Below are 19616 nucleotides of genomic sequence, written 5' to 3' on the forward strand. Positions count from 1 at the left end.
GGAATGCAGACGTCTGCTGCATAGTAGAATCTATCGATATGCTTTTATAATGAAAAATAACTCAAAATCTATATCGATATGGAATACATGGAGACGACATCGTGACCTCGGCCATTCATCCGGACAACGGCGCGGTGGCCATCGCGACGGGCCGCTTCGACCCCACGCGTCTGAAGACGCGCCAATTGGCCCTGATCGTTCAGCTCGACACCCATCGCTCGGTATTGCGCGCGGCGGACGCCGCGCACATGACGCAGCCCGGGGCGACCAAGTTGCTGCGGGAACTGGAAGAGACTATGGGTGTGCAATTGTTCGAACGGCATCCGCGCGGTGTCGAGCCCACCTGGTATGGCGACGTGCTGATCCGCCATGCACGCAACGTGCTGGCAGAGTTGCAGCACGCGTACGACGAAGTGTCCGCGCTCAAAGCCGGCCTGACCGGGCAGGCGATGATCGGCACCGAGGTCACGGCGGCCACCAACCTCGTGCCGCAAGCCGTGGCGCTGCTCAAGAAGCGCTTTCCGCAGATTCGCGTCAACATCGAGATGGAGTTCAGCGAGGTACTGGTGCAGCGTCTGCAGGAAGGCAAGCTGGATATGATTGTCGCGCGAATCCGCAATCCGGACGATCTGGCGGAACTGCACTACGCCCCGCTCGCAGAAGCACAGCACGCGCTGTTCGCACGCGTTGGCCATCCGCTCGTCAAGCGCAAGACTTTGAGCTGGAACGAACTGGCGCCGCAAACGTGGATCCTGCCGCCTAAAGGCAACGTCATGCGCAATCAGTTCACGCAACTTTTTCTAGAACGGCAGCTCGCGTTGCCGACGGATGTGGTCGAGAGCTCATCGCTGCCTGTCATCACGAGTCTGCTGCAGATGAGCGATATGATCGCGCCGCTTGCGCGCGAGCCGGTGCGGCCGTATTGCATTGCCGGCGCGCTCGAACCGCTACCGTTCGAACTCGATCTGAAGCTTGGACCGGCGGGCATCGTCACACGGCGCGGCGACAGGCTCTCACCGGGTGCGCGGGCGATGCTGCAAGCGCTGCGCGAGGCCGCCGGATTCGACACTCAAGGCCCCGACGCCGACAGCGACTGACTTACAGCAACGGGACTCAGCGCGCGCCGTCCACCGCGACGCTTGCGCCGGGTTGTAGTAACCATTCATGAGCCGGCTCGTTGTGTACGTGCCAGGTGCGGCGCGGACCGGCCATCACATTCAGGTAGTAGAGGTCGTAGCCGTGCGCCGCAGCAACCGGATGATAGCCGCGCGGCACCAGCACGACATGCTTGTCGTACGCCGCGAGCGTTTCGTCGAGACTGCGGTCGTCGGTATAGACGCGCTGAATCGCGAAGCCCTGCGGCGGGGAGACGCGATGGTAATAGGTTTCCTCGAGATAGGTCTGCTGCTCGCCATCGTCGGTATCGTGCCGATGCGGCGGGTAGCTCGACCAGTTGCCCGCCGGCGTCACCGATTCCACCACCAGCAAGCTCTCCGCCGGCTCGGTTTCCGGCAGGATGTGGCGTACGTGACGCAGATTGGCGCCGGCGCCGCGCGTTTCCTGCTTGACCTCATCAGGTGCAATGAAGCGCGGCGGCAGGCAGCCCTTCGCGGGTGCGGAGCAGATGCCGAGCTCGACTTCGTCCGTGGCCACGATCGTGTAGCGCGTATGCGGTGGCACGTACATGGACCACGGCGCGCCATCGAACGGCGACATCCGAGCGCCGATCGCACGGCTCGCGAGCCCTTCGCAACCGACTGTTGCGTGCCCCCTGACGAGCACGACCACGACTTCGCGATCGCCCGTCTCCCGAGTAACCGTGGCGCCAACCTTCAGGTCGAAAACATCGAAGCCGACGTATTTCCAGCCGGCGCTCGCCGGCGTGATATGGATGATCTGGCCGTCTTCGGTATGCTTTGACGGTTTGACGAGCAGCTCGCTCATGTGTTCCTCCGGTTATTTAGGGCTGCTACTCGCCGGAACGCGGCGGTCGCTGCGGCTACGCGCATGGCCTGAAGCGGTACAAGCGTTCATGGCTTTGACGGCACCTTGTGCGCGAATCGCCGCCAGATGGCGTGCGACTTGCGCGACGAAGCGCGGCTGTGCACGCAGATCGCATCCGAAAATCGACTCGATTTCGAACAGTGTTTCTACCGCATCAACGGCATCCGCGTGCAAGGTCGAGCGGACCGCCTCGGTCAGGGTGTCGGCGAGGGGATCCGCGATGGCGTAGGTGCGGCCTGTCTCGTCCTGACCGCTGAGGTACGCGATCCAGCCGGCCAACGCAAAGGCAAGACGTTCGGTCGGCTTGCCACTTGTCAGGTTGGCGCGCACGCTTTCCAGCCAGCGCTGCGGCAGTTTCTGCGAGCCGTCGGTCGCGATCTGTTGCAAGCGGTGATCGAGCGCGGTGTTGCGAAAACGCGCGAACAGTTCAGCGCGATAGGTGGCCAAAGCGGGTCGCGACAGCGTCGGCTCCACCTCGTCGCGCAACATGCTTTCGATAAAGTTCAGCACGGCCGGCGCGCCGATCGCCTGATCGACGGTGTCATAGCCGATCAGCGACCCGAGGTACGCGAGCGCCGAATGCGCGCCGTTCAACATCCGCAATTTGGCCTGCTCATAGGGACGCGCGTCACCCACGAGTGTCGCGCCTGCGCGCTCCCATGCCGGCCGCGGTCCCGCGAAGCGGTCCTCGATCACCCATTGCGAAAACGGCTCGGTCATCACCGGCCATGCATCGTCGGCACCGAGCTGCTTCGCGACGCGCATGCGATCGGCGTCGGTGGTCAGCGGCACGATCCGATCCACCATCGTGTTGGGAAATGCGCCCTCTAGCTCGATCCAGTCGCCCAGCAGAGGATCCGCTTTGCGCGCGAACGCCAGCGTCAACGCGCGCATCGTGTCGCCGTTGGACGGCAGGTTGTCGCACGACAGCACGGTAAACGGGCCCACACCGGCCGCGCGGCGCAGCGCCAGCGCGCGTACGACGAAGCCGATCGCGCTACGCGGCGCGGCGGCCTCGCGCAGATCATGGGCAATGTCGGGATGATCGAACTGCAATACGCCACTGGCCGGATTGCGGCAATAGCCTTTCTCGGTGATCGTCAAGCTGACGATATGGCAGCGCGGATCGGTCATCGCATCGAGCACGGCGGCGGGCGACTGCGGCGCGACCAGCGAAGTGACAAGCGCACCGACCACCTGGAACGAATCCGCGATGCCGTCGCGCACATCCACGGCATACAGATGATCCTGCGGAGCGAGCGCCTCCGACGTGTCCGCACGTCGCAACGACACGCCGACGATGCCCCAGCGGTGATCGCCAGCGCGCAACGTGTGCTCGGTGTACACGGCCTGGTGCGCGCGATGAAACGCCCCGAGGCCCAGATGGACGATGCCTGGTGCAAGGCTCGCGCGATCGTAGGCGGGAACGACGACTTCGCCATCAGTGCGCGCCGCGAGCGAAGCCAGGCAGGCATTACTCAGCCGCATGATCGGCCGGATGTTTGGCGAGGCCTTCCCAGATGCCGTTCAGGTAGACGGCACCCAGTGCCCGGTCGAACAGCCCATAGCCGGCGCGGCCCGTTTCACCCCAGATCATCCGCCCATGGTCGGGCCTGGCATAGCCTTCAAAGCCGGTTTCGAAGTAGGCCTTGACGATTTCCGCCATGTCGAGCGAGCCGTCGGCCGAGCGATGCGAGGTCTCATGAAAATCGCCCGCCGCATTGGTTTGCACGTTACGCAGGTGTGCAAAATGAATCCGGCCACGCGCGCCGAACTCGCGCACCAGTGCCGGAATATCGTTCTGCAGGTCCGCGCCCAGCGACCCCGAACACAGCGTCAGGCCGTTGGCGGGATCGTCGACGATAGCCAGCACGCGCTGCAGGTCCGCGCGATTCTTCACGATGCGCGGCAGCCCGAAAATCGGCCGCGGCGGATCGTCGGGGTGGATCGCCATCTTGATGCCGGCTTCTTTGGCCACCGGAATGATCGCGCGCAGGAAGTAGTCGAGATTGGTCCAAAGACCGGCTTCGTCAAGCGCTTCGTAGTCGCGCAGCAGGGCTCTCAACTGTTCGGGCCGATAGCTCGCGTCCCAGCCGGGCAGCTGGATACCGTGGCTGACGTCGAGCTCGCGGATCGCTTGCGTGTCGAACGCGAGCGTCGTCGATCCATCGGGCAGAGGCATTTCCAGCGAGGTGCGGGTCCAGTCGAAAACCGGCATGAAGTTGTAGCAGACCACCTTCACGCCGCAAGCGCCAAGGTTACGCAGCGTCTGGCCGTAGTTGGCGATGAGCGTGTCGCGCGTCGGTTTGCCGAGCTTGATGTCCTCGTGCACCGGCACGCTTTCGATCACTTCCAGCGTCAGGCCGTGAGCCTCTATCTTCTCCTTCAGCGACAGGATCCTGTCGATCGGCCACACCTCGCCCACAGGCACGTCATAGATCGCCGAGACGACCCCAACCATGCCGGGGATCTGGCGGATATAAGCGAGCGGCACGGGGTCCGTGTCGCCATACCAGCGAAAGGTCATTTTCATGTTCGAGTCTCCTCCTCAGACGCTCGCCTTGCCTTCGACGACGCTGCGCATCAGGGAATGGTTGGTTCGGCCCTTCCACGTCGGCCCAGCGCGGCGAGGCGGCGTATGGACGCCGTGCGCCTGTCGGGTTCACGCGGGGGCGCAGCCAGGAGTCTGCATACTAGCGGCGATTGGCATGCCTTTATAATGAAGAATAACGCTTTATCTATACGATTCTGGAATACATACAGTTGCAACATCACCGCCCGTCCGTTGCCAACCAGCCAGGGCACAGCGGCCAGCGGCTGCGCTTGCTGCATGGCCGAACGCACCAGATCTCCCCGCCGGGGCACGCGAAGTGCGGGGGACCGACTTACGTTTCGCTGGAGTCGCAGGCCTGCTTCGCTCCCTCACTTTTCCACTGCCGCCTGCGCCTGCTTCGCGCCATGCAGAATGATCTCCGCCGCACGCTCCGCGAGCATCAGCACGGTCGCATTGGTGTTGGTCGACGTAATCGACGGCATCACCGACGCGTCCACGATTCGTAAGCCCGTCATCCCGCGCACGCGCAGATTCGCATCGACCACGCTCATCGCGTCGTCGCCCATCCGGCACGTGCCGACCGCGTGATACACCGTCGAACCGTTGTCGCGCGCGTACCGCAGCAGTTGCTCGTCGGTTGCGGCTGCGCGCCCGGGCACGGTTTCGTCAACGATGTAGCGCGCGATCTCCGGCTGCGCAAAAATCTTCCGGCCGGATTTCAGTCCCTCGACGACCGTCGCACGATCGAGTTCATGACTCAGATACTCGGGCGCGATTACCGGCGCGACGCTCGCGTCGCTGCTGCGAATATGCACGTGGCCGCGGCTCTCCGGCCGCATCTGCCAGACTCCGCACGACACGCCCGGCTCCGACTCGAGCACGCCGATGCGCCCCGCCGCGAAGCTGCCCGGCGCCATCACATACTGCACGTCCGGCCGCTTCGCGAGCGACGTCTGCCCAAAACCACCGACGATCGCGGCGCTATAGGTCAGCACGCCGCTGCCGCTCACCACGTAGCGCATCATTTCGCGCGCGAGCGCGAGACCGTGCGACCGTTCGTTCGCCGTCTGCGCACCGCGCACGCGAAAGCCGAGCCTGACCACGTAGTGATCCTGAAGATTCGCACCGACACCCGGCAGCGAGACCCGCGTGCGAATGCCGGCGTTATCGAGTACGTCGCTATCGCCGATGCCGCTCAGTTCCAGCAGCTTCGGCGTGCCGATCACCCCCGCGCTCAGGATCACCTCACGCGCCGCGCGAATCTCGACGTTTTCGCCGCTACCCGTGACGGCGCTGACGCCTGTCACCTGCACGCCGCTGCCTGCGAGCGACGTCACCTGAAGGCCGGTCAGCACAGTCAGATTCGGACGTGCCATCACGGGCCGCAGATAACCGCGCGCGGCGCTCGAGCGGCGCCGTCCGTCGCGGGTCTGCTGGTAATAGAACACCGACGGGCCGTACGTCGTGCTGTTGGGGTCGTCGACGAATTCGAGGCCCGCCTGCTTCGCGGCGCGCACGACCGAGCCGCAGATTTCCGGCGGATTCTGCACGCGGCTCACGCGGATCGGACCCTGAGTGCCGCGTTGCGGACTGCGCCCTTCGGTCCACGTCTCCGAGCGGCTGTAGTACGGCAGGCAGTTGTCGAAGTTCCAGCCGGTCGCGCCCGCGCGTTCCCAACCGTCGATATCCTCGGCAAACGGCCGCACATACAGCAGCCCGTTGATCGCGCTCGATCCGCCGAGACCCCGGCCACGCGGAAACAGGATCTCGCGCCCCCCGGTATGCTCGCCGCCTTGCGTGCGGTAACGCCACGTTACGCCCGGATGGTCGAGCAGCCGCACGAACCCGGCCGGAACGTGAATGTACGGATGCCGATCGCGCTCGCCCGCCTCGATCAGGATCACCTTAACGTTCGGATTTTCAGTCAAGCGGTTCGCGAGCACGCAACCCGCCGTGCCGGCGCCGACGATCACATAGTCCGCCGCGTAAGATTTCATGATCCGCCTCCCGCGTCGGCCACACGTCGGCTTTCGAGTGCGGCGATCTCTTCGTCGCTGAAACCGAACTCGGTAAGCACTTCGGACGTATGTTCACCGAGCACCGGCGGCGGCCTGCGATACGTCGCCGGGCTGCCGTGAAAATTCACCGGGCTAGCGATGTTCTTGACGGTGCCAACACGCGGATGCTCGATCTCGATCACCGTGCGGTTGTGGCGGATCTGCGGATCCTGCGTCAGCGCCGTGTGGTAATCCTGCACCATCGCGCACGGGACGTCGGCGGCGCTCAGATGCGCGACCCAATGTTCAGCCGTGTGCGTCGCGAACGTCTCTTCGAGAATCTTGTCGAGCGCATGGCGATGCGCGGTGCGGGCGGTGTTGCCGATAAAGCGCTCGTCGGCCAGCAGGTCTTCACGCCGCAACGCGCGGCACAGGTTCTGCCAGAATTTTTCGGTGAAACACGCCGCGAAGAAATGCCGGCCATCGGAGCCGCGATAGTTGCGATACGGCACCATCGTCGGATGGCCGCTGCCGAGGCGCTCGGGCGCCTTGCCGCTGCGCAGCGTCTCGCCGTCGCGTGGAATCGTGCTGAAGAGGGCCGCCGACAGCAACGATGTATCGATGCGCTGTCCTTCGCCGTGCCGTTCGCGATGCAATAGCGCCGCCGAGATGCCGAACGCGAGCAGCGCGGCCGCGCCGAAGTCGGGCAGCGGCACGCCGAGACGCACCGGATCGCCGCCCGCTTCGCCCGTCATGTCCATCAGACCGGCCGTCGCCTGCACGATCGGATCGTTCGCGGGCCAGCCGGCATAGGGACCGCTCTGTCCGAACGCGGAAACGCTCGCGTAGACGATCCGCGAATTGCGCGCCTTCACCGCTTCATAACCGATGCCGAGTCGCTCGACCGTTCCCGGCCGGAAATTCTCGACCACCACGTCCGCATGTTCAGCCATTCGCAGGAACGCCTCGCGCCCTTCCGCCGACTTCAGGTCCAACCGTATGCTGCGCTTGTTGCGATTCTGCGAGAGGAACTGCACGCTCTCGCCTTCGACGAACTGGTTGCCGAGGCTGCGCGCCAGATCGCCCGCGCGTGGTTCCTCGATCTTGATCACGTCGGCGCCGAGGTCGGCGAGCAGCACCGTGCCGACGGGACCCGCCGTCATCACGGTCAGGTCGAGAATGCGATAGCCCGAGAACGGGCCAACTGTTTTCTTATCCATGAAGAGTTGCCTGCGAAATCGGTTGGTCGGCGAATTCCGCTCGCGGGTAATCAAGCGCGTCGAAGCGGAGGCGGAACGGATCGTTGGTGCCGCGCGTGATTGTCAGCGCGTGGCCGAAATGCGCGTCGTCGCGATCGGGACAATCGGTGCGGTAGTGGCTGCTGCGCGATTCGCGCCGCTCGAGACACGCCGCGACGATCACTTCGGCGCTGGTCGCCATGTTCTCAATAGTGAGCGCATCGAGCACGTCAGCAGGGCTCGCGTTGCCGCCCGCCGCGAATTGCTCGCGGCTCTGTTGAGCGGCCGCGAGCGCGCGCTTCAGACCCGCCTCGGTCTTCTCGACGAGACAATTTTCCTGCATCGACTGGCGCAATTCGGTTGCGATACGTTGCGCATCGAAGCCGGCATTCGGCTTCAGCGCGATCTCGAGTCGGGCGGCGAGCGGCGCCCCGTCCGCGACGCCCGGCGCCGTACTTTGCGAGGCGAACGCAGCCGCGCCCGCACCCGCGCGATGGCCGAACACCTGGCCTTCCGCGAGCGAATTGCCGCCCGGACGGTCCGGTCCGCGCACGCCGCCCGCGAGTTCGCCGATCACGAAGAGTCCTTCGATGGTCGACATCGCATTCGTATCGGTCATCCGCACGCCGCCGTTCAGGCACTGGAACGCGATGCCGACGTCGAGCAGATCGCGCTTCGGATCGAGCCCCTTCGCACGCATCCAGCGCAGCGTGTTCGGGATCGTCGCGGCGAGCCGCTCCTCCGGAATGTCGGCGAACGAAAACTGCACCGCGCCGCGCGGCGTGCCGCGGCCTTGCGCGATCTCGGCCGCGATGGCGATATCGACATAGCGCGATTCGTTCGAGATCGTGAACGGGAATACCTTCTCGTCCATCACGGCTTCGGGCGTGACGCCCGCGGGCAGATAGTCGGCGAGGAATTCGTGACCATCGCGATTGAGCATCTTCGGATGCAGGATGAAGCACGATTTGCTGAAGAGTTGCACGTACGGATGAACCATCGCTGGGCCGAACTGATGGAACTCCATGTTGACGAGTTCCGCGCCGTGGCGAAAGCAGATCGCCTGGCCGTCGCCGGTCATTTCGGCGGTCGACACCTGTTGCGAGAACAGTCCATGCGCGCCGCCCGTGCCGAGCACGACCGCGCCCGCCGTGACGACGAGCAGTCGCCGCGAATTCCGATCGAGGCCAACCACTCCGCTCACGCGTCCGCCTGCATCGCGCAGCAGGTCGATCAGCGCAACTGAATGACGCGTCTCGACGCCCAATTTCTGCGCCTCGTCCGCAAGCGCGTTGACAAACGCCTTGCCGGTCTTGCCTTTCACGCCAAGCGCACGCGCATAACTGCCGAAGTCGCTGCGGATCAGCTTGTAGCCGTCGTCGCTGCGATCGAACGGCACGCCCATCGCGATCAGATCGGCAATCCGTGCGGGCGCGTCTTCAGCCAGCACGCGCACGAGGTCGCGATCGACGAAGCCGCCCGCCGGCCGCATCGTGTCTTCGTAGTGGACGGTCGGGCTGTCCGCCGCGCTGCCGTAGCCCGACGCGCCCATGCTCATGATTTCACTCGCGCCGTGCACGGTGCTGCCGCCGCTGCCGACCGGCGCCTTCGCGAGCACGAGCACGCTCGCGCCCGCCTGCGCCGCGGACACCGCCGCGCGCGACGCCGCACCGCCGCCGCCGACCACCACCACATCGGCGCGCGCCGTATCGACGCCAAAACCCAACTTCTCGAATGTCTGAATCAAAGTCACATCCGTCTCCGCTTATGACTTCAGCGCGCGTGCCACGATGTTGCGCTGGATTTGATTGGTGCCGCCAAAGATCTGGAACATCTTGGCTTCGCGAAAATGACGCTGCATCGCGTATTCGGCGGAATAGCCGTTGGCGCCCATGATCTGGATACCATCGGTTGCGACCTGCACGTATGTGTCCGAGGCGAAATACTTCGCCTGCGACGATTCCACGTCGCACGTCTCGCCTTCGTCGAGCAGCTTTGCCGCGCGAAACGCGAGCATGCGGGCCGCGTCGACGCGCGTCTGCATGTCGGCGAGCAAGTGCGAGACGGCCTGGAAATCGATGATCGACTGGCCGAACTGCTTGCGGTCGTTGGCGTACCAGCGCGCCAGATCGATCGCCGCCTGCGCTCCGCCGACGCACATCGCCGACAACGCGATACGCTCCTTCGACAGCACCGTCGTGAGCTTTTTCCAGCCCACATGCAGACCGCCGACCAGCCGGTCCTTCGACACGCGCACGCCGTCGTACACGACCTCGCAGGTGCGGATCGCATGGCCGCCGAGCAGGTCGATCGGATTGATCGTCAGGCCCTTCGATTCCTTCGGCACCAGAAAGAGGCTGATGCCGTCGTGCTTCTTCGCATCGGGATTGGTACGCACGGCGGTCAGGATGTAGTCGGCCTGCAGCGCGCCGGAAATCCACATCTTGGTGCCGTCGATCACGAAGTCGTCGCCCTGCGCGACCGCACGCGACGCGAGCGACGCGGCGTCGGAGCCCGAGCCGTTCTCGCTTAGCGCGAAGGCGAGCCACGCCTTGCCGGCGGCGAGCTTCGGCAGCACTTGGGCCTTGATGTCGTCGGACGCGAAGCGCGACAGCGCGCCGCCCACCATGTTGACGTTCGCGTTCCAGAAGCGCGCGAGCGCGATCGTGTGGTACGCGACGATTTCAAGATAAGCCGCCATGTCGAGATAGCCGCCGATGCCGCCGTACTGCTCGGGCAGGGTGAGGCCGAACCAGCCCTGCTGCGCGGCGACGTCGACGAGTTCTTGCGGAAAGCGCTTGGCTTCATCGCATTCGCGGATGTACTCGGGCGACGCATGACGCGTCAGCACGCGATGGATCGAGTCGCGAAATTCGAACTGATCGGCATTCAGATACGGCTTCAGGTCGCGCCGATTGACAAGCTGGCTTGCGTATTCCTGATTCACGGTGTCTCCTCCAGAGAAATCACTAGGCTTTGAGCTGGTCGATTTCGTCGAGTGCAATCGAACGCAGCATGCTCGAACGGGATTTCGCGCCGGCCATCAGGAACGCGAGGTCGGAGCCCGACAGGATGAAGCGCGCGCCCTTTTGCACATAGGCGGTCATTAGCGCTTCGTCGTACACGCCGCCGACGCCGGGCACCTTGCCGTGCCGCGCGCACGCAGCGCACACCACGTCGATTGCCGCGCCGATGCGCGGATGGCCAAGCTGTCCCGTGATGCCGAGGTCCGCAGCAAGATCGGTCGCGCCGACGAGCAGCACGTCGATGCCGGGCACCGCCGCGATCTCCTCGACGTTTTCGAGCCCCTCGCGCGTTTCGATCATCACGACGACCAGCACTTCATCGTTGATCGCGTGCACGACGTCGGCGATCGGTAACGCTTCGAAGCCGACCTGCGGCAGCATGCCGGGAATCGAGCGGCCTCCCGCGGGCGGGAAGCGGCACATGTTCGCGACGTGCGCAGCCTGGCCGGCAGTGCTCACGTGCGGCACGACGATGCCCATCGCGCCCGTGTCGAGCAGGCGCGTCGCGTGAAATGGCTCGTGGCTCGGCACCCGGATGATCGGCGTGACGCCTCCGACTAGCGCGCCCGCGCAGATCTGCGCGGCGGTGTCGATGTCCATCGAGTTGTGTTCCATGTCGATGAACAGCCAGTCGTAACCGCTCGCCTTTGCGATCTGTGCGATATCGACGGTGCGGGCCTGGCGCAGACCCATGCCGAGCGCGAGTTCGCCGGCGGCAAGTTGCGCCTTCGCGTGATTCTTGATGCTTTTCATGTTGGTTTCCGTTCAGGTCATATGGGAAGGTCGGCGTGCGGGGGCTCTTACGCAGCGCCGTTCGCGGATTCCAGCGACGCGTCCTGTGCCAGTTCCAGGTTGATAAATTTGGTATCGAGGTAATCGCGGATCGCGTGCGGGCCGCCTTCGCGTCCAAAGCCGCTGTCCTTGCTGCCGCCGAACGGGGTTTCCGCGGTCGACGCAACAAATGTGTTGACGCCGATCACACCCGCCTGCAGGCGCTCGGTGGTTTCGAGCGTATTGCGCATCGAGCGCGTGAACACGTACGCAGCAAGCGCGAACGGCAGACGGTTCGCTTCGCCGATCACTTCGTCCATCGTCGAGAACGGCGTCAATGTGCCGACCGGGCCGAACGGCTCGTCGTTCATCAGGCCGACGTGCGGTGCGGGATTGGCGACCAGTGTCGGCTCATAGAACCAGCCGCGGCCGAATTGCGCGGGGCGGCGGCCGCCACACAGGATCTGCGCGCCGCTGCTCGCCGCTTCGTCGACGAGCCGTTCGATCGCGGTACGCCGTTTTGCGGTGGTGAGCGGTCCGAGGTCGGTGTTCTGCTCGAGCGGGTCGCCGACGCGCAGCGCTTTCGACCGTTCGACGAGCGCCGCGACCGTCTGGTCGAAGATCGATTCGTGCACATAGAAGCGCGTCGGCGATGCGCACACCTGGCCCGCATTGCGGAACTTGCCGAGCGACGCGAGTTGCGCGAAAGCGGCGATATCCGCGTCGCGGTGCACGATCACGGGTGCGTGGCCGCCCAGTTCCATCGTGACCTTCTTCAGCGTCTGCGCCGACATCTCGACGATCTGCCGGCCAACCGGCACCGAGCCGGTGAAGCTGATCTTCGCGACGCGCGAGTCCGCCATGATCACCGGCGTGATCACATCCGGCTTGCCGATCACGAGGTTCACCGCGCCTTCGGGAAAGCCGGCGTCGGTAAAGCAGCGCACCAGCGCCATCGTCGCGCCGGCCGCCTCGTTCGACGGCCGGATCACGATCGCGTTGCCCGCGGCGAGCGCCGGTCCCATCTTGCGCGCCAGCAGCAGCAACGGGAAATTCCACGGCGTGAACGCCGCAACCACACCGAGCGGCTCGTAGTGCACCAGGTAACGGCCGCCCTTCACGCGCCCTTCGTACGACATGCCGAATACGCGCCGCGCTTCGTCGGCGAACCAGTCGATCGATTCCGCGGCTGCATTCGCTTCACCGGTCGCCTGCGCGATCGGCTTGCCGGTTTCGAGCGCGACGATGCGGCCGATCTGCGCCGCACGCTCGCGAATCAGCGCGCCCGCACGCCGCAACAGCGCCGAGCGCTCCCACGGCGAGAACTGGCGCATCGCAGCGGAGCCAACGACGGCCGCCTCGATAGCATCCGCGACCTGTTGCTTCGTGGCGAGCGGCGTGTGTCCGAGTTCGGCCTCGGTGGCCGGATTGATCGAAATCTGCCCATTTTCCGCCGATGCGGCGTACCAGCGGCCGCCGATCAACATGCCGTGGTCGCGGTAGTGGTTCTGCAATTCCATGCTGCCTCCTGAAGGGTTCGTAGAGCGGCTTCTCTGCACGCGCCTACTGCCGACGGTGCCGACGCGGCCTTCGTTGTTGTCCGCACGCTTTTTCTTATAACAACATCTTGACACAAAAGTGTCAACACTTTTAAAGTGAGTGTCAGCGAAATGACGGTGATCGTGTGCAAATTACCGAGGTGGGTCAGGCCATCCATAAGAACGCAGCGGCGCCGCCGACTGCGTCCCCTACGTAGCGCTTCTTACATGGAGAGAGACACATGAGTACATATGACCGGCGCAGCTTCCTGCGCACGCTCGGCGCGGCATCGGCCGCAGTGGCCGGCAGCAGCGTGCTGGCCCCCGTCGCGCGGGCGCAGACCGCTCAGTACAAGCTGAAATACGCACACAACCTCGCGGTCGCGCATCCGCTGAACATCCGCGCGAAACAGGCGGCCGACGCCATCAGGAAGGACACCAACGGCCGCGTCGAACTGCAGATTTTCCCGAACGGCCAGATGGGCTCTGACACCGACATGCTGTCGCAGGTCCGCTCGGGCGCGATCGACTTCCTGACGCAAGGCGGCGTCGTGCTGTCGACGCTCGTGCCGGTGTCGGCGATCAACGGCATCGGCTTCGCGTTCACCGACTACAACCAGGTCTGGGCCGCAATGGACGGCGACCTTGGCGCGCATATCCGCCAGGCAATCTCAAAGGTCGGCCTCGTCGCGATGGACAAGCCGTGGGACAACGGCTTTCGCCAGATCACGAGCTCGGTGAAGCCGGTGCAGACGCCGGTGGACCTGAAGGGCCTAAAGATCCGCGTGCCGGTCAGTCCGCTGTGGACCTCGATGTTCAAGGCGTTCGATTCGGCCCCCACTAGCGTGAACTTCAGCGAAGCGTATTCGGCGTTGCAGACCAAGGTGGTCGATGCCGAGGAAAATCCGCTCGCGCTGATCGAGACCGGGCGTTTTTTCGAAGTGCAGAAATACTGCTCGCTGACGCGCCACATCTGGGACGGCTTCTGGTTCCTCGGCAACGCGCGCTCGTGGGGCAACCTGCCGCCCGATCTGCAGACGATCGTCGCAAAACATCTGAACGCGGCGGCGGTGGCCGAACGCGCCGATATCGCCGCGATGAACGGGCAGCTCGAAACCAGTCTCAAGTCGCACGGCATGGTGTTCAACCAGCCGGATACGCAGCCGTTTCGCGCCGTGCTGAAAAAGTCCGGCTTTTACGGGCAATGGCGCAAGACGTATGGCGACGAGGCGTGGTCGCTGCTCGAGAAGTACACACAGAAGCTCGCATGAAGTCGAGCCGTCAAAGCGTTTCAGGAGAACCTGCCATGACATCCCAAGTGCATCCCGAGCAGCCGTTCGCCGCCGATATGAGCGGCCCCGCGTCCGGCAGCCGCGCTTCCCCGTCGAAGGTCGCGCGCCTTGGCGGCATGCTGGAAAGCGTCATCAAGTGGAGCACCGAAGTGCCGGCGGCGATCCTGCTGGTGGCCGAAGTGATCCTGCTGCTCAGCAACGTGTTTTGCCGCTATGTGCTCGAGAACCCGCTAATCTGGGGCGACGAACTCGCGTCGATGCTGTTCATCTGGCTGTCGATGCTCGGCGCCGTGATCGCGCTGCGGCGCGGCGAACACATGCGGCTGTCAATGTTTGTCGCACGGATGTCTCCGTCGGCGCGCCGCTTCGCGGAAACCTTCGGCAACTTCGTCGTGGTGACGTTCGTGCTGCTGCTGGTCGGCCCTGCAACCGACTGGGCGATGAACGAGTGGATCATCACGACGCCCGCGCTCGGGCTGCCGAATGCGATCCCGGCAGCAGCGATTCCGGTCGGCTCCGCGCTGATGCTCGCGCTTGCCGTCACGCGGCTGCTCGGACGCGCGACGCCGCGCGACTGCGCTGCGTCGCTTGCGATCGTCGGTGGCCTCGCGGCGGTGCTGTATTTCGCGAGCAGCGCGCTCGCGCCGCTGACGGCCACGAGCCTGATCCTGTTTTTCGTAGTCGGGCTTGTCACGATCATCTGTCTTGGCGTGCCTATCATGGTTGCGTTCGGCGTCTGCACGCTCGCGTATCTCGCGACCGTCACCGGCGCCCCGCTCACGATCGTCGTCAGCACGATGAACCAGGGCATGTCGAGCCTGATCCTGCTCGCGGTGCCGCTCTTCGTTCTGCTCGGCGCGCTGATGGAAGCGATGGGTCTCGCGGAAGCGATGATCCGTTTTCTCGCGTCGATGATCGGCCACAAGCGCGGCGGTCTCGCGTACGTGTTGATCGGCGCGATGTATCTGGTGTCGGGGATTTCCGGATCGAAAGTGGCCGACATGGCCGCGCTCGCGCCGGGGCTCTTCCCCGAGATGAAAAAACGCGGCGCGAACGAAGGCGATCTGGTGGCGATGCTGAGCGCCGCCGCGGCGATGTCGGAGACGATCCCGCCGAGCCTCGTGCTGATTACGATCGGCTCGGTCACGGGCGTGTCGATTGCCGCGCTCTTTACCGGCGGCTTCATGCCGGCGGTGGTCGGCGCGGTTGCGCTTGCCGGCGTGATCTGGTTCAAAAGCCGCAAGGAGCGCCTGCTGGGCGTGCAGCGCGCGTCGCGTGCCGAGATCGGGCGCTCGCTACTGATCGCGGCGCCGTCGCTCGCGCTGCCGTTCGTGATTCGCGCGGCGGTCGTCGAAGGTGTCGCGACCGCTACCGAAGTGGCGACGATCGGCGTCGCTTACACGTGCGTGGTCGGGCTGCTGCTGTACCGCCGCTTTGAGTGGCGTCGGTTGTACCCGATTCTGGTGGAGACCGCATCGCTGTCGGGCGCTATCCTGATCATCATCGGCTCCGCGACGGCGATGGGCTGGGCGCTTACGCAGTCCGGCTTTTCAGCGCAGCTTGCGTCGCTGATGATGGCGTGGTCAGGCGGCAAACTCGGCTTTCTGGCGATTTCGGCTGTCACCTTTGTGATTCTCGGTAGCTTTCTCGAAGGGATTCCGGCTATTGTGCTGTTCGGACCTCTGCTCTTTCCGATTGCCCGCGCCATCGGAATTTCGGAGGTGCACTACGCGATGGTCGTGGTCTTCGCGATGGGGCTCGGACTCTTCGCGCCGCCGCTCGGGCTCGGCTTTTACGCCGCGTGCGCGGTCAGCAAGGTGGATCCGGGTGTGGCGATGCGGCGAGTCTGGCCTTACTTGGGCGCGCTTGCAGCCGCGCTGATCGTGATCGTCGCGGTGCCGTGGGTGTCGGTTGGCTTTCTCCGATAAATGCTATGCAAAAATAGAGGCAACAATGGCAATGAGGAAGGCGATACACATGAAAACCGACACAACCGGCGTTGTAAACGGCAAGGCCAATGCGCGGGCCCCCGAGGTGATCGCTTCGAAACTCGACGAAATCCGCGACCAGGTGCGCGGGATGATCCAGCGTGGTGAATTGCGGCCCGGCGAGCGGGTCAACGAACAGGCGCTCGCGCAGCATATTGGCGTCGGTCGCAATTCTGCTCGTGAAGCGCTGCGCGCGCTCGAACAGGCTGGGCTTGTACGCATCGTGCCAAATCGCGGCGCCGAGGTGCGGCGGCTGTCGCTCGAGGAAGCGATGGATCTTTACGAAATCCGTGCCGGTCTGGCACGCACGGCGGGCCGGCTTGCCGCCCTGCGCCTGACCGCCGAAGAGGAACGCTCGCTGTCCGAGCTGATCGACAGCATGGACGCAGCGGTCGCCGCGCGCGACACACGCGAATATCAGGCGCTGAACACCGAGTTCCATAGCCAGTTGATGAAAGCGACGAAGAATCCGCGGCTCATCAAGATCAATCAGGCCGTCGAGGAAGAACTGACGCTGTATCTGCACAAAGGGGTCTACTCGTATACGCAGATGCAGCGCTCGGCGAAGGAGCACCACGACCTGTTCAACGCGCTACGCACGGGCCACGCGGATGCCGCCGCGCAAGCGTTCGAAAATCACGTGCAGACCGGCAAGAAGCGCATGCTCGATACCGTGTCCACGAGCGCGTCGGATCGTTGAGCAGGCGTATAACAAACCAGCGCACCCCCCGTCTCACCCCCACTGGAGTCGTAGTTGAGGACCATCGTCTTTCTTGATCGCGCAACGCTGTCCGTCGATCTGCCGGATTTTCCGTTTCCCCATTGTTGGGTCGAATATCCTTGCACCACGCCGGAACAGGTTGTGGAACGCTGCCGCGACGCGCAGATCGTGGTGACCAACAAGGTGCCATTGCCGGGCGACGCGCTTGCGCGATTGCCGCAACTGGAACTCATCGGCGTGCCGGCCGCCGGCGTCAATCATCTGGATCTCGAAACGTGCCGCAAGCGCGGTATTGGCGTAGTCGCATGCCCCGGCTATTCGACGATTTCCGTGCCCGAGCACGCGTTCGCGCTGATGCTCGCGCTGCGTCGCAACCTGGTGCCCTACTGGCACGACGTTCATGCGGGTGGCTGGAGCGGATCACCCACCTTCTATGCCGAATTGCACCCGCTCGAGGATCTGTATGGGTCGACGCTCGGCATCGTCGGTGCGGGTCACGGCGGCAAGCGCCTCGCCGAACTGGCCAGCGCGTTCGGCATGCGCGTGCTGTTCGCGGAGCGCAAGCACGCGAGCGCGGTGCGCGACGGTTACATCGCATTCGACCAGGTGCTGCGCGAGGCCGATACGATCAGCCTGCATTGCCCTCTGACCGACGAAACGCGGCATCTGTTCGGTATCGCCGAGTTTGAGCGGATGAAGCGCAGCGCGTCGCTCGTGAATACCGCGCGAGGCGGAATCGTCGACGAAGCGGCGTTGATCGAGGCGCTCGACCGCAAGCTGATTGCGAATGCCGCGCTCGACGTGCTCGAACAGGAACCGCCCGCAGCCAATCATCCTCTGCTGTCCACCCCCCGCACCGATCTGATCGTGACGCCTCATGTCGCATGGAGGACTCAGGTCGCGATGACGCGGCTCGTCACGCAACTCGCGCAAGGGATCGAACAACATTACGCGCAATGTTGAATGCGGCGCAGTTGAACTGCCGCCCGCGAAGAGGCCGGACCAGCGCCTCTTTACATGCCGCTCCGCGCCGCAGGCGCGGAATTACGCCGTTGTCAGGCCGGCGGCCGTCACACGTCGCAGTGCTAAATTTTCCTCAGCTAATGCAACAGGTGCGGCACGCCGTTCAACGCGTCAGAACTTGTGACGGATTGCAAACCGCACGGTTGCCTGCTGGTTGCTCGACGAAGGCGACAGCCCGTTGATCGCCGCGCGCGCTGCGCGTCCCGTCGAATCGACGCCCGACGCATGCTGCAACACGCCGAGCAGATACACGTCTGTGCGTTTTGACAGCACATAGTCGGCGCTCACCGCGCCTTGCTGATAAGTCGCACGGCTCGTCGTGCCGCCGTCGGTATAGGTGTAAGCGGCGGCGAGCGACAGCGCGGGCGTCAGTTGGTACTGCAAGCCGAGTTCCGCGCTGTTGAACGTCGCCGTGCCGCTCAGTCCGGCCGGGTTCAATACCGATACGACGCCGCTCAGGCTGTTGTAGCGGGTGTTCGCATAGACGGCGTTCAGCATCGCCGCGCCGATCGTGTAGGTCGCACCGACCGTCAGCACCGCTTCGCTTTGGGCCGACGCGTAGCCGTTGATCACCGGCGAGCTGCCCAGGTTGTTGCTAGCCGCCGTCGCGCCCACCGCGGTGCCGAAGAACGACGCGTTCGGATTGTGCGCGTTCAGGTAAGCGACGCCGAGATTCAGCGGGCCGTGCATATAACCGGCGCCGATCGAATAGATCTGATTCGCCCCAATGCTGCCCGGTACGCCGCCAAAGCTATACATGCCCTCGGCCGAAAAACCGGCATAGTTCGCGGTCTGATACTTGACCGAGTTGTTCACGCGGTTCGTATTGTTCAGGTTGTCGAGGTCGCCCGGATGCGCGCCGAGATTGCCGGCGAACATCGCGCCCGAGGTGAGCGGATGGACGTAGTCGATCATCGGATCGTACTGACGGCCGGCCGTAAGCGTGCCGTACGGCGTCGACACGCCGACGAACGCCTGACGGCCGAACTCGAGCGAACCCTGCCCCAGCTTGCCGCCGTTGACGTCGAACCCATTCTCCAGCACGAACAGCGCGCTGAAGCCTCCGCCGAGATCTTCGTTGCCGCGCAGGCCCCAGCGGCTGCCGCTCAGCACGCCGCTTAACATCTCGTACTGCTGATGACCGTTGCCCGGGCTCGTCTGCACGTTGCTCGTGTAGTTGACGCCGTCATCGATGATCCCGTATAGCGTGACGCTGCTTTGCGCATAGGTGCTGCCCGCCGCCGTGGCAGCGGCCGTCGCCGCGAGCGCACAGAGCGTGCGCGTGAGCGTGAGCGTCCGGCCAGCCGGCGCTTGCGGCGACGCTGCGTGCCCGGCAGGGTGTTTCGGTGATGCGTTCAGAAGCTGATTCACTGCTGAGTCTCCTCTCACTTGTTGTAGGACGGAGGTGGATGTTGCGCATGCCTGGAAACGGCGCGCGCAACAGGACAAGCGACAAGGCGCGGC

15 protein-coding genes are annotated in these 19616 nt (G+C 64.4%); 5 read left to right on the plus strand and 10 right to left on the minus strand.

Annotated features, from left to right (window positions below; all coding sequences use genetic code 11):
- Positions 1–101: 101 nt before the first annotated feature.
- On the plus strand, positions 102–1097 hold the full coding sequence (locus PQQ86_RS12670) for a LysR substrate-binding domain-containing protein (RefSeq protein ID WP_408267093.1): 996 nt from the start codon (positions 102–104) through the stop codon (positions 1095–1097).
- A 16-nt stretch (positions 1098–1113) separates the two neighbouring features.
- Here PQQ86_RS12670 and iolB read toward each other — a convergent pair whose 3' ends face one another.
- The 9 genes from iolB to PQQ86_RS12715 all read right to left on the minus strand — a co-directional run bounded on the left by iolB (position 1114) and on the right by PQQ86_RS12715 (position 13110).
- The gene (gene iolB, locus PQQ86_RS12675; protein ID WP_408267096.1) at positions 1114–1944 is read right to left on the minus strand and encodes a 5-deoxy-glucuronate isomerase; all 831 of its coding nucleotides are present in this window, start codon (positions 1942–1944) and stop codon (positions 1114–1116) included.
- Positions 1945–1956: 12 nt separating this feature from the next.
- Entirely contained in the window at positions 1957–3492 is a 1536-nt protein-coding gene (locus tag PQQ86_RS12680; protein ID WP_408267099.1) for a mannitol dehydrogenase family protein, read from the minus strand.
- Positions 3479–4537 (minus strand): mannonate dehydratase, encoded by a 1059-nt coding sequence (gene uxuA, locus PQQ86_RS12685; protein WP_408267102.1) that lies wholly within the window; start codon positions 4535–4537, stop codon positions 3479–3481. Before uxuA ends, PQQ86_RS12680 begins: the two co-directional genes overlap by 14 nt.
- A gap of 389 nt (positions 4538–4926) precedes the next feature.
- Positions 4927–6555, minus strand: coding sequence for a GMC family oxidoreductase (locus PQQ86_RS12690; protein ID WP_408267105.1), 1629 nt, complete (start codon positions 6553–6555; stop codon positions 4927–4929).
- Positions 6552–7775 (minus strand): CaiB/BaiF CoA transferase family protein, encoded by a 1224-nt coding sequence (locus tag PQQ86_RS12695; protein WP_408267108.1) that lies wholly within the window; start codon positions 7773–7775, stop codon positions 6552–6554. The genes PQQ86_RS12690 and PQQ86_RS12695 overlap by 4 nt, the downstream gene beginning before the upstream one ends.
- Positions 7768–9546, minus strand: a complete 1779-nt coding sequence (locus tag PQQ86_RS12700) for an FAD-dependent oxidoreductase (protein WP_408267110.1) — start codon at positions 9544–9546, stop codon at positions 7768–7770. The genes PQQ86_RS12695 and PQQ86_RS12700 overlap by 8 nt, the downstream gene beginning before the upstream one ends.
- 12 nt (positions 9547–9558) lie before the next feature.
- A complete protein-coding gene (locus tag PQQ86_RS12705; protein WP_175772333.1) occupies positions 9559–10740 on the minus strand; it encodes an acyl-CoA dehydrogenase family protein in 1182 nt (393 codons plus the stop codon).
- A 22-nt stretch (positions 10741–10762) separates the two neighbouring features.
- The gene (locus PQQ86_RS12710) at positions 10763–11572 is read right to left on the minus strand and encodes an HpcH/HpaI aldolase family protein (protein WP_408267115.1); all 810 of its coding nucleotides are present in this window, start codon (positions 11570–11572) and stop codon (positions 10763–10765) included.
- A gap of 47 nt (positions 11573–11619) precedes the next feature.
- Positions 11620–13110, minus strand: coding sequence for an NAD-dependent succinate-semialdehyde dehydrogenase (locus tag PQQ86_RS12715; protein WP_408267118.1), 1491 nt, complete (start codon positions 13108–13110; stop codon positions 11620–11622).
- Between the two features lie 260 nt (positions 13111–13370).
- Here PQQ86_RS12715 and PQQ86_RS12720 point away from each other — a divergent pair, with 260 nt between their 5' ends.
- Genes PQQ86_RS12720 through PQQ86_RS12735 form a run of 4 tightly spaced genes read left to right on the plus strand, consistent with a single transcriptional unit; the run spans position 13371 to position 18092 of the window.
- Positions 13371–14399 (plus strand): TRAP transporter substrate-binding protein, encoded by a 1029-nt coding sequence (locus tag PQQ86_RS12720; protein WP_408267121.1) that lies wholly within the window; start codon positions 13371–13373, stop codon positions 14397–14399.
- A 35-nt stretch (positions 14400–14434) separates the two neighbouring features.
- The gene (locus PQQ86_RS12725; RefSeq protein WP_408267124.1) at positions 14435–16348 is read left to right on the plus strand and encodes a TRAP transporter large permease; all 1914 of its coding nucleotides are present in this window, start codon (positions 14435–14437) and stop codon (positions 16346–16348) included.
- A 49-nt stretch (positions 16349–16397) separates the two neighbouring features.
- Positions 16398–17108, plus strand: coding sequence for a GntR family transcriptional regulator (locus PQQ86_RS12730; protein WP_408267126.1), 711 nt, complete (start codon positions 16398–16400; stop codon positions 17106–17108).
- A 54-nt stretch (positions 17109–17162) separates the two neighbouring features.
- Positions 17163–18092 carry a D-2-hydroxyacid dehydrogenase gene (locus PQQ86_RS12735; RefSeq protein WP_408267129.1) on the plus strand — a complete coding sequence of 310 codons (930 nt, stop codon included), beginning with the start codon at positions 17163–17165 and terminating at the stop codon, positions 18090–18092.
- A 171-nt stretch (positions 18093–18263) separates the two neighbouring features.
- Here PQQ86_RS12735 and PQQ86_RS12740 read toward each other — a convergent pair whose 3' ends face one another.
- On the minus strand, positions 18264–19523 hold the full coding sequence (locus tag PQQ86_RS12740) for a porin (protein WP_408267132.1): 1260 nt from the start codon (positions 19521–19523) through the stop codon (positions 18264–18266).
- Positions 19524–19616 lie beyond the last annotated feature (93 nt).

This window comes from Paraburkholderia sediminicola (genome assembly GCF_046026675.1).
In the GTDB taxonomy this organism is placed as follows: domain Bacteria; phylum Pseudomonadota; class Gammaproteobacteria; order Burkholderiales; family Burkholderiaceae; genus Paraburkholderia; species Paraburkholderia sediminicola_F.

Coding starts and splice junctions, on each gene's coding strand:
- iolB (WP_408267096.1), bottom strand. CDS start 1,944: ATGAGCGAGCTGCTCGTCAAACCGTCAAAGCATACCGAAGACGGCCAG.
- PQQ86_RS12680 (WP_408267099.1), bottom strand. CDS start 3,492: ATGCGGCTGAGTAATGCCTGCCTGGCTTCGCTCGCGGCGCGCACTGAT.
- uxuA (WP_408267102.1), bottom strand. CDS start 4,537: ATGAAAATGACCTTTCGCTGGTATGGCGACACGGACCCCGTGCCGCTC.
- PQQ86_RS12690 (WP_408267105.1), bottom strand. CDS start 6,555: ATGAAATCTTACGCGGCGGACTATGTGATCGTCGGCGCCGGCACGGCG.
- PQQ86_RS12695 (WP_408267108.1), bottom strand. CDS start 7,775: ATGGATAAGAAAACAGTTGGCCCGTTCTCGGGCTATCGCATTCTCGAC.
- PQQ86_RS12710 (WP_408267115.1), bottom strand. CDS start 11,572: ATGAAAAGCATCAAGAATCACGCGAAGGCGCAACTTGCCGCCGGCGAA.
- PQQ86_RS12715 (WP_408267118.1), bottom strand. CDS start 13,110: ATGGAATTGCAGAACCACTACCGCGACCACGGCATGTTGATCGGCGGC.
- PQQ86_RS12720 (WP_408267121.1), top strand. CDS start 13,371: ATGAGTACATATGACCGGCGCAGCTTCCTGCGCACGCTCGGCGCGGCA.
- PQQ86_RS12725 (WP_408267124.1), top strand. CDS start 14,435: ATGACATCCCAAGTGCATCCCGAGCAGCCGTTCGCCGCCGATATGAGC.
- PQQ86_RS12730 (WP_408267126.1), top strand. CDS start 16,398: ATGAAAACCGACACAACCGGCGTTGTAAACGGCAAGGCCAATGCGCGG.